Origin of the sequence: Pseudomonas orientalis (genome assembly GCF_001439815.1) — a bacterium.
Lineage (GTDB): Bacteria > Pseudomonadota > Gammaproteobacteria > Pseudomonadales > Pseudomonadaceae > Aquipseudomonas > Aquipseudomonas orientalis.
Map to the genome: position 1 here is coordinate 1 of NZ_JYLM01000020.1, position 9,751 is coordinate 9,751.

The 9,751-nt window shown below is 58.4% G+C and carries 11 protein-coding genes and 1 pseudogene; 4 read left to right on the plus strand and 8 right to left on the minus strand.

The features are described from left to right. A partial coding sequence (locus TU82_RS29405) for an IS3 family transposase (RefSeq protein ID WP_346243103.1) occupies positions 1 to 77 on the plus strand: 77 nt, incomplete at its 5' end. A 106-nt stretch (positions 78 to 183) separates the two neighbouring features. Here TU82_RS29405 and coq7 read toward each other — a convergent pair. From coq7 to hemJ, 6 genes and pseudogenes are all read right to left on the minus strand, one after another. Then, on the minus strand, positions 184 to 831 hold the full coding sequence (gene coq7 / locus TU82_RS27210; RefSeq protein WP_057726469.1) for a 2-polyprenyl-3-methyl-6-methoxy-1,4-benzoquinone monooxygenase: 648 nt from the start codon (positions 829 to 831) through the stop codon (positions 184 to 186). Positions 832 to 915: 84 nt separating this feature from the next. Further along, a complete protein-coding gene (locus TU82_RS27215) occupies positions 916 to 1,254 on the minus strand; it encodes a histidine triad nucleotide-binding protein (protein ID WP_057726471.1) in 339 nt (112 codons plus the stop codon). Between the two features lie 45 nt (positions 1,255 to 1,299). Next, positions 1,300 to 2,088: an SDR family NAD(P)-dependent oxidoreductase gene (locus TU82_RS27220; RefSeq protein ID WP_057726473.1), complete on the minus strand. Its 789-nt coding sequence runs from the start codon at positions 2,086 to 2,088 to the stop codon at positions 1,300 to 1,302. 61 nt (positions 2,089 to 2,149) lie between these two features. Further along, a complete protein-coding gene (locus tag TU82_RS27225; RefSeq protein ID WP_057726475.1) occupies positions 2,150 to 3,112 on the minus strand; it encodes a DUF805 domain-containing protein in 963 nt (320 codons plus the stop codon). A gap of 67 nt (positions 3,113 to 3,179) precedes the next feature. Then, a pseudogene (locus tag TU82_RS28500) lies at positions 3,180 to 3,398 on the minus strand (nitronate monooxygenase); the annotation flags it as partial. A 41-nt stretch (positions 3,399 to 3,439) separates the two neighbouring features. After that, positions 3,440 to 3,868, minus strand: coding sequence for a protoporphyrinogen oxidase HemJ (gene hemJ / locus TU82_RS27235; protein WP_057726478.1), 429 nt, complete (start codon positions 3,866 to 3,868; stop codon positions 3,440 to 3,442). Positions 3,869 to 4,003: 135 nt separating this feature from the next. Here hemJ and argC point away from each other — a divergent pair, with 135 nt between their 5' ends. After that, complete coding sequence (gene argC / locus TU82_RS27240) at positions 4,004 to 5,038, plus strand: N-acetyl-gamma-glutamyl-phosphate reductase (protein ID WP_057726480.1); 1,035 nt, start codon at positions 4,004 to 4,006, stop codon at positions 5,036 to 5,038. Between the two features lie 165 nt (positions 5,039 to 5,203). Further along, positions 5,204 to 5,554 carry an iron-sulfur cluster insertion protein ErpA gene (gene erpA / locus TU82_RS27245; protein ID WP_003176443.1) on the plus strand — a complete coding sequence of 117 codons (351 nt, stop codon included), beginning with the start codon at positions 5,204 to 5,206 and terminating at the stop codon, positions 5,552 to 5,554. Between the two features lie 75 nt (positions 5,555 to 5,629). Here the strand turns inward: erpA and TU82_RS27250 are convergent, their stop codons facing one another. Both TU82_RS27250 and TU82_RS27255 read right to left on the minus strand, forming a co-directional pair. Beyond that, positions 5,630 to 6,721, minus strand: coding sequence for an anhydro-N-acetylmuramic acid kinase (locus TU82_RS27250; RefSeq protein WP_057726483.1), 1,092 nt, complete (start codon positions 6,719 to 6,721; stop codon positions 5,630 to 5,632). 3 nt (positions 6,722 to 6,724) lie between these two features. Beyond that, a complete protein-coding gene (locus tag TU82_RS27255) occupies positions 6,725 to 8,137 on the minus strand; it encodes a peptidoglycan DD-metalloendopeptidase family protein (RefSeq protein WP_057726485.1) in 1,413 nt (470 codons plus the stop codon). A gap of 208 nt (positions 8,138 to 8,345) precedes the next feature. On the opposite strand from TU82_RS27255, the gene tyrS reads away from it, so the two are divergent. Continuing rightward, the gene (gene tyrS / locus TU82_RS27260; protein WP_057726487.1) at positions 8,346 to 9,545 is read left to right on the plus strand and encodes a tyrosine--tRNA ligase; all 1,200 of its coding nucleotides are present in this window, start codon (positions 8,346 to 8,348) and stop codon (positions 9,543 to 9,545) included. Positions 9,546 to 9,751: the final 206 nt, after the last annotated feature.

The window sequence follows — 9,751 nt, forward strand, 5'->3', positions numbered from 1 at the left end:
ACAATCACTCGCGTATCAGATTGAAGCTAAACGGCCTGAGTCCTGTTGAATACAGAACTCAGGCCGCTCAGGCGTAGACAGAAAATCGTCCAGCTTTGTGGGGTCAGTTCACTCTGCGTGGGAATGCATCTCGTGACGCTCCGCGTCACCATTGCGCAGGTGCCGGATTTTGCGCGTCATGCTTCAGATTCTGTAGGTGCTTTTGGTCATGACCTTGGCCAGCATGCTCATGCCGAACCTCACTGGCGCAGGAAAGCGAAAGCCGCCGGCATCCAGCGCGCTTTCTGCGTGATGCTCTTCATCGATGCGCATCTGCCCAAGAATGGCCCGGGACTTTTCGTCCTCGGCCGGCAACTGTTCAAGGTGTTCGTCCAGGTGCTTGCACACCTGGCGTTCAGTTGCCGCGACAAACCCCAGGCTGACCTTGTCGCTGATCAGGCCGGCAGCGGCGCCAATCCCGAACGACAAGCCATAGAACAGCGGGTTCAGCACGCTGGTATGACTGCCCAGCTGGCGAATGCGCTGTTCGCACCAGGCCAGGTGGTCGATCTCTTCCTCAGCCGCATGCTCCATCGCCGCGCGTATCTGCGGTAACTTGGCGGTCAGGGCTTGGCCTTGGTACAACGCCTGGGCACAGACTTCACCGGTATGGTTGATACGCATCAGGCCGGCCACATGGCGGGTCTCGCTCTCGCTCATCTGTGCGTCAGGTTGCACGATGGCGGGTGACGGGCGGTGCGGTTGGCCGCTGAATGGCAACAGCGTACGCATGGCCGTGTCGGCTTGCAGTAACAGACGGTCAATCGGCGAGTAGTGACGTTGGGTAGTCATGCTGACCTCCGGAAAGAATCTCGGCGGCCAGTTTACCGCAAGAGAAGACGGCGCGTTTGCGCTGAGTCAATTTGCCTTGTGCGCTCAGCCCGGCGGCCAGTTCATCTGGCGCTGACCCAGCACGTGCATGTGGATGTGATACACGGTTTGCCCGCCTTCTTCATTACAGTTCATCACCACGCGAAAACCTTTCTCACAACCTAGTTCAACGGCGAGGCGCTGGGCAGTGAACAGAATATGGCCGGCCAGGGCTTTATCGTCCTCGGTCAAGTCATTGAGGGTGCGAATGGGCTTTTTCGGGATGACCAGAAAATGCACCGGCGCCTGCGGGGCGATATCGTGGAAAGCCAGTACCTGGTCATCTTCATAGATGATGTTCGCGGGTATTTCTCGATTGATGATCTTGGTGAACAGAGTATCCACAGCTGTTTCTCCATGGTGAACGAGAGGGTGAGTGTACCGAGGCGCTCAACGCGGGCAATAGGCCTTGTTGATCGCACCGGCAATTTTTCGGGTAAGCCAGCGTGGGCTCAGGCGTGGGCTGAAGGCGAGCCAGCGGTTGCGGCGCCCCGGAATGATGATCGCCTTGTTCTTCTCCAGCGCACGCACGGTGTAGAGCGCGACTTCTTCGGGACTCATCAACTGTTGGCTGCGGTCGAGTTTGGCGGTGTCCATTTGCGCGGTGCCGAAGAAAGCGGTGCGCGTGGGCCCGGGGCACAGCACCGAGACCTTGATGCCACAGGTCTTCAGTTCCTCGCGCAAGCCTTCGGAGAAGTGCAGTACGTAGGCTTTGCTCGCGTAGTAGCTGCTCATCCACGGGCCCGGCTGGAAGGCGGCGATCGAGGCGACGTTGAGAATCTGCCCGCCGCCATGCAGCGCCATGGCATTGCCCAGCGCATGGCACATGCGGGTCAGGGCGAGAATGTTGACTTCGATCAGGTCCTGCTCGGTCATCCAGTCCTGGGCCAGGAACGGCCCACTGGTGCCGATACCGGCGCAGTTGACCAGCAGGTCGATCTGCCGCTCGCCCTCTTCAAGCTCCAGCAAAAAGCCCGACAACCGCAGCGGCTCGCCCAGGTCACAGGCACGGAACAGCACCTCGACGCCGAAACGTTGAGTCAATTCGGTTGCAATGCTTTCCAACTGATCACGCTGGCGGGCCACCAGAATCAAGCTGCGGCCACGTCGGGCCAGGGCTTCGGCCAAAGCCAGGCCGATACCGCTGGAGGCACCGGTGATCAGAGTGTAACGGGTCATGCCTTTCTCCATCGCAACGCCGCCGCCTGTGACAAAGGCATCACAGGCGGCGGGCGTTTCTTCACTGTTCTGGAGAGTCTACAGGTTCGGCCGCGTCGTCAGCACTTTGCGCTGCTTCTTCATCAACGATGACGCTTGGGTCGGCGTCTTCATCGGTGGTGATGGAGCTGCTTTCATAACCGCTGCCCATGTTGGCTTCAAGTTGATCCAGGTAGCCGTTCATGCCCAGGGTTACCACCACGATGAGCATCAATGGGATGAACGCCAGCCACAACGAAGCCAGGATTTTAACCGCGGTGGAGTTGCGCGGTGGCGGCGCACCGTACTGGTTGGCGCCGGTGTTGCCCGGCAATACCAGCAGCAGCAGAGGGAAAATACTGTTCACCAGCGGAACCAGGTTCAGCAGGTACAGCCAGCCAGACCAGCCCAGGTCATGCAGGCGTTGCACGCCGATTTGCACGCTGACGACCACGAGTCCCACAAACAGGGCGAAGCCCAGCAGCGAGCCGAGAATGATCGCAATCGTTGGCGAAGCGGTAGCCACCGCGAAACCCACGGTACTGATGATCCCGCCAGCCACCAGCATCGCCACGGTCAGTGCCAGCGTCCAGGCCAGGTAGCGCAGGCGACCGATGCGCCCGTGGATAGTGAAGACCTTGAGCGTGGAGTACTCCGGCAGGTTATCGCCGACGGCGGCGCGTGGTGGGGCATAAGGCGATGCGGTGGAGCTTGAGAAGTCCGGGGCGGAGGAGCCTGTTTCGTGGGTCTCGGCAAGGCTGAAAGCCACGGGTTGTTCGGCTTCGATACGTGCATCGATCCCGGCGTTTTGCAGCGCGATGAGATAGGTTTGCGCGTCGGCGCGAGACAGATCGCGCTTGAGCGCGACCTCGCGGCCGGTGAATAGCTTTTCGATCGCCTCGACATCGCTCTTGAACAGCTCGGCGAGGTTCAGTTTGGCGGTGGTGCTTTCGACACCCGGGCGCAAGGCTCCGTCAAACACAATCTTGAAACGGCTGTCGCTCATGCGGGCATCCTTGTCACTTGATCAGGAAGGGTATGCAGGTCGCCCAATCGGCAGACCTGGTATGTGGGTCAAACTGGCCAGCGCTACTGTGCTGCGTTTTCGCGTGCCTGGCATTTTCCAGGCTCTGGCGCATGAAGCTTGCAGGCACACCGGAAACAGGCGCAGTGTGCACGATGTCAGCGGCGCGCGCTGTGAGCAGCATCTCTTTATACGCAACCGGCGTCTGGCTTTCGATGGTACCGATAAAACGCGTGCTGAAATACGCCAGGTTCGCGCCGAGCAGTTGGTCGGGAGCATCGGACATTGGAGGTTCCCGAGCAATTGAAGTTAAAACGGTTTGACCACGACCAGAATTACAATTGCCAGCAATATCAGGACCGGCACTTCATTGAACCAGCGATAAAACACATGGCTGCGGGTGTTTTCGCCACGGGCGAAGCGTTTTACCTGCGCACCGCACATGTGGTGGTAACCGATCAGCAGTACGACCAGGGTGAGCTTGGCGTGAATCCACGCGCCCGATTGGAACAGGCCGGGGTTGAGTACCAGCAACCAGATGCCGAAGACCAGCGTGGCAACCATCGCCGGGCCCATGATGCCACGGTACAGCTTGCGCTCCATGACACTGAAGCGCTCCTTGCTGACGGTGTCGTCGCTTTGAGCGTGATAGACGAACAGGCGTGGCAGATAGAACAGCCCGGCAAACCAGCAGACGATGCTGACGATATGGAAGGCTTTGACCCATAGATAAAGCATTTTTAGTTATTCCCAGATTCACGGTAGCGAAGATAGTAGTAGCTCAGGTGCCCGTACGTCACGTTGGCGGTTGTCGCAGGACGATGCGGCCCCTATCATCGACGGCTTTCCAGTGGGTTCGTTGAGGGCAGGTTTATGGTCAAGGTCGGTATCGTCGGCGGCACGGGTTACACCGGTGTCGAATTGCTGCGTCTGTTGGCTCAGCATCCGCAGGCTGAGGTGGTGGTCATCACTTCACGCTCCGAGGCCGGCCTGGCTGTGGCCGATATGTACCCGAACCTGCGAGGCCACTACGACGGCCTGGCTTTCAGCGTGCCGGACATCAAGACATTGGGCGCCTGTGACGTGGTGTTCTTCGCTACGCCTCATGGGGTCGCGCATGCACTGGCCGGTGAGCTGCTGGCGGCGGGCACCAAGGTGATCGATCTGTCCGCGGACTTCCGTCTGCAGGATGCCGATGAGTGGGCCAAGTGGTACGGCCAGCCTCACGGCGCGCCGCAGTTGCTGGAAGAAGCGGTATACGGCTTGCCGGAAGTCAATCGTGAGCAGATCAGGCAGGCACGCCTGATTGCGGTGCCGGGTTGCTATCCGACGGCGACTCAGTTGGGTTTCCTGCCATTGCTGGAAGCCGGCCTGGCGGACACCGCGCGTTTGATCGCGGACTGCAAGTCGGGCGTCAGCGGCGCCGGTCGTGGCGCCGCGGTAGGCTCGCTGTATTCCGAGACGTCGGAAAGCATGAAGGCGTATGCGGTCAAGGGGCATCGTCATTTGCCTGAGATCCGACAGGGGCTGCGCCGCGCTGCGGGTAAGGACGTGGGCCTGACCTTCGTGCCGCATTTGACGCCGATGATTCGTGGGATTCACTCCACCTTGTACGCGACCGTTGTCGATCGTTCGGTGGATCTGCAGGCATTGTTCGAAAAGCGTTATGCCAGTGAGCCGTTCGTCGACGTAATGCCAGCGGGCAGCCATCCGGAAACCCGCAGTGTGCGCGGCGCCAACGTGTGCCGGATTGCGGTGCATCGTCCGCAGGATGGCGACCTGGTGGTGGTGCTGTCGGTGATCGATAACCTGGTCAAGGGCGCGTCGGGCCAGGCGGTGCAGAACATGAACATCCTGTTCGGTTTGGATGAGAAGTTGGGCTTGTCCCACGCGGGGATGTTGCCTTAAGGCTTGCACCCGGTTGCACATAAGGCCCGAGACTCGGGCTTTTTGTGTTTTTAATGGGCGCAGCGCCTATTGATATACCGTAACAATAGTTGACCGCTTTTCTAGGAGAAGCGGATAATACCGGCCATTACGCATATGGCGGCGTTACGCCGGGAGATTATCAGCATGAGCGTTGAGTCCTTCACCCCCACGGCTTTGCAATTCACCCACGGTGCTGCGCACAAGGTGAAGAGCCTGGTCGATGAAGAGGGTAATGATCGCTTGAAGCTGCGCGTATTCGTTACGGGCGGCGGTTGTTCAGGGTTTCAGTACGGTTTTACCTTCGATGAAGATGTGGCCGATGACGACACCATCGTTGAGCGCGAGGGTGTGAGCCTGGTCGTGGATCCGATGAGCTTCCAGTATCTGGCGGGTGCTGAAGTGGATTATCAGGAAGGGCTGGAAGGGTCGCGTTTCGTGATCAAGAACCCTAACGCCACGACTACCTGTGGTTGCGGGTCTTCGTTCTCGATCTGATCGAAAGCTGGTTTGCACGGATAGAAAAACGCCGCTTGGCTTTGATCGGCCAAGCGGCATTTTGCTGTCTGGGAATCAGGCGGGGTAGATCGCGCCGAGCACGCGCAGCCCGCGAGCACCGGTGACGCTAGGGCGGTTTGCGGCGATGCCTTCCAGGCAGCAATGGGCCAGCCAGGCGAAGGCCATGGCTTCCACCCAGTCCGGGTCCACGCCATAGGCTGCGGTGCTGCAGACCTGTGTGGACGGCAGCAGTGCTGCCAGTCGATTCATCAGCGTACCGTTATGGGCGCCGCCGCCGCACACCAGTAGGGTTTCGGTTCGTGGTTGGGCGCTTTGCAGGGATTCGATGATGGTCAGGGCGGTCAGCTCCAGCAATGTGGCTTGCACATCCTGGGGGAGAAGCGCTGGCAGCCCGTCGAGGTGCTGCTGCAGCCAACCCAGGTTGAACACTTCACGTCCTGTGCTCTTCGGGCCTTTGGTCGCGAAAAAGGCATCGCCGAGCAGCGTGTTGAGTAACTGCGGCTGAACCTTGCCGCTGGCTGCCCATTGCCCGTCACGATCAAAGTGCTCGCCGCGTTGATGATTAATCCATGCGTCCAGCAAGACGTTACCGGGGCCGCAGTCAAAGCCCGATACAGGTTTGTCGGTTTCTATCAGGCTCAGGTTGCTGAAACCGCCGACATTCAGTACGGCGCGGTTGCCGGTACTTTCCCCGAACAGCGCCTCATGAAAGGCGGGTACCAAAGGTGCGCCCTGGCCGCCTGCGGCTACGTCGCGGCTGCGGAAGTCGCTGACCACCGTGATGCCAGTCAGCTCGACGAGCAATGCCGGATTGCCGATCTGTACCGTAAAGCCCCTGGCGGGTTCATGGCGGATGGTCTGTCCATGGTTGCCAATCGCGCGAATATCCTCGGGCTTGAGGTTTTGCTGGTCCAGCAAGGCGTGGATGCCTTGAGCGGCGAGTGTGACCCAGGACTGCTGGGCGATTGCCGAGCGGGCGATTTCATCCGGGCCGCTGGCACACAGGCCAAGCAGCTCGGCACGCAGGGTGGCAGGCATGGGGATGTAGTGGGTGGCGATCAGGCTGACCGTAGAATCGTGTTCAATGAGAGCGATGTCCAGGCCATCGAGGCTGGTCCCGGACATCACACCGATATAGCGCGGCATACCTTAACGCTTCGCCGAAGCCAGCAGGGTGGAGCGTTCCTGATCCATGCGGGCCATCAGTGGCTGGCTTTGCTGCATGAAGCGCGCGCGCTCTGCCTTGGCGATCGGGTCGGCCATCGGCAGCTTCTGGCCCAGTGGATCAACGTGTACCCCGTTGACCTGGAACTCATAGTGCAAGTGCGGCCCGGTAGACAGGCCAGTCGTGCCGATATAACCGATCACTTGACCCTGCTTCACGTTTCCACCGGTCTTGACGCCTTTGGCAAACCCTTGCATGTGGCCATACAGCGTGCGGTAGGTATTGCCGTGCTGGATGATCACCGTATTGCCGTAACCACCGCGACGCCCGGCCAGCAGCACCTTGCCGTCGCCGGCTGCCTTGATTGGCGTGCCACGCGGAGCGGCGTAGTCGACACCTTTGTGGGCGCGAATTTTATTCAGAATGGGGTGCTTGCGGCCCATGGAGAAACGCGAGCTGATACGAGCGAAGTCCACCGGGGTACGGATGAACGCCTTGCGCATGCTATTGCCGTCAGCCGTGTAGTAACTGCTGTTGCCCTGTTTGTTGGTATAGCGCACTGCGGTGTAAGTCTTGCCACGGTTGGTGAAGCGCGCAGAGAGAATATTACCGGTGCCGACAACTTTGCCATTGGCGACTTTCTGCTCGTAGATCACATCGAATTCGTCACCCTGGCGGATGTCCTGGGCGAAGTCGATGTCGTAGCCAAATACGCTGGCCATGTCCATGGTCATGCTGTGGGACAGGCCGGCACGGGCGGCCGACTGCGACAGCGAGCTATTGATCACGCCATGCACATAGGCAGAGCGCATGACCGGTTTGGTAGTGATGCGATTGAAGGCAAAACCCTTGGCGCCCTTGCTCAGGCTGATACTTTCCAGGTCGCTGATATTGGTGTGCAGGTTGTTCAACTGGCCGTCGGGCGTCAGTTCGAATTCAAGCTTCTGGCCGTGTTTTAGCTGGGTGAACTGCTTGGCTTGCTTATCGGTAGCCAGGACGTCATTGACGGTGGCTGCAGGCAATCCGACCTTTTCGAACAGCGTTGACAGCGTGTCACCTTTGCTCACGATCACTTCGCGATGCTGTGGGTCTTTGGTGGCGACGGTTGCGGGCTTGTCCTGAGCGGCTTTCTGAGTCTCTTCCGGCGTGTTTTCAATCTGCGCGAACGGAGACTCGGCAGGGGTATTTGTGGCTTGTTGTGCGTCGGAAGCGTCTTGATCTTGTGTCAGTTGCTCAACAGGACTTTCCAGGTCAAGGCTTAGGGATGTTCGTTTGGCTTCTACGTCACTGGAAGGGAATACCAGAAGTGCCAGGCTGAGAAGGGCGGCGATACCACTTGCGGCGAGCAGGTGGGTCTTCGGGTAAAGCGGCGGCGCTTTAGACGGTTCAGTGGTCATAAGTATTTTGACTTTGAAGATGAAATGGAAAAGATGAATGACATGATGAAGATGAAATAACTGTATAAAATATAACCAAATCATCTGTGGCGCAAGCTCGCGAACGCTGGGCTTGCTCAATGGTGTCCGTGCGCAGGGCAAAACTTGTAATTAGGCCCTGATCTTGTATGGTTGGTTCCCTTTTGAATCTGAGCCTTGCGGGTCTGTTATGAAGTCGGTTGAAGAGCAGCTAGCGCTGATAAAACGTGGTGCGGAAGAACTGTTGGTCGAGGCTGAGCTGATAGAAAAACTCAAGCGTGGCCAGCCCCTGCGTATTAAGGCTGGCTTTGACCCAACCGCGCCGGATCTGCACCTTGGCCATACCGTGCTTATTAATAAGCTGCGTCAGTTCCAGGACTTGGGGCATCAGGTCATCTTTCTTATCGGTGACTTCACCGGGATGATCGGTGATCCGAGCGGTAAGAGCGCAACGCGTCCGCCGCTGACGCGCGAGCAGGTTCTCGACAATGCCGAGACCTACAAGACCCAGGTGTTCAAGATCCTTGATCCGGCCAAGACCGAGGTGGCCTTCAACTCTACCTGGATGGACCAGATGGGGCCGGCGGATTTCATTCGCCTGACGTCGCAGTACACCGTCGCGCGGATGCTTGAACGCGATGACTTCGACAAGCGCTACTCCACCAATCAACCGATCGCGATCCATGAGTTTCTTTACCCGCTTGTGCAGGGGTATGACTCGGTGGCGTTGCGGGCGGATATCGAGCTGGGTGGGACGGATCAGAAATTCAACCTGTTGATGGGGCGTGAGCTGCAGCGCGCCTATGGGCAGGAGGCTCAGTGCATTCTGACCATGCCGTTGCTGGAAGGGTTGGACGGCGTCAAGAAGATGTCCAAGTCCCTGGGTAACTATGTGGGTATTCAGGAAGCGCCAGGCGTGATGTACGGCAAGCTGGTTTCCATTCCGGATTCGTTGATGTGGCGCTATTTCGAATTGCTGAGCTTTCGCTCAATGGATGAAATCAATGCACTGCGTGCTGATGTGGAGGCTGGCGCCAACCCGCGTGATGTGAAGATCAAACTGGCCGAAGAGATCGTGGCGCGCTTTCATGGTGAAGAGGCTGCGGCCAATGCCCACCGTGCGGCGGGCAATCGTATGAAGGATGGCGAGCTGCCGGATGATTTGCCGGAGATCGAGTTGACTGCGGCTGAGGCGATGCCGATCGCGGCTGTCCTTAATAAGGCAGGCTTGGTGAAGAACTCGGCGGTGGCGCGTGACCTGCTCGGTTCGGGTGGTGTGCGTATAGATGGTGAGGTAGTTGATCGCACCTTTATATACGAGCTGGGCGCTACCCACGTTTGTCAGGCTGGAAAGAAGGCTTTTGCGCGTATTACGCTCAAATCCGAGTAAGTCTCTAATTAGGGGTTGACGGCGAATTATATCTCTCTATAATTCGCCCCACTTCCGGCGCAGTCGAAACGGAAAACTCCTTGGTAAACAATGAGTTAAGTAGGTTTCGACAGCAGGTTGCTTCAGTTCATCGAAGCCAAAAGGAAGTTGAAAAAGAGGTGTTGACAGCAGCGTGTAACGCTGTAGAATTCGCCTCCCGCTTACGA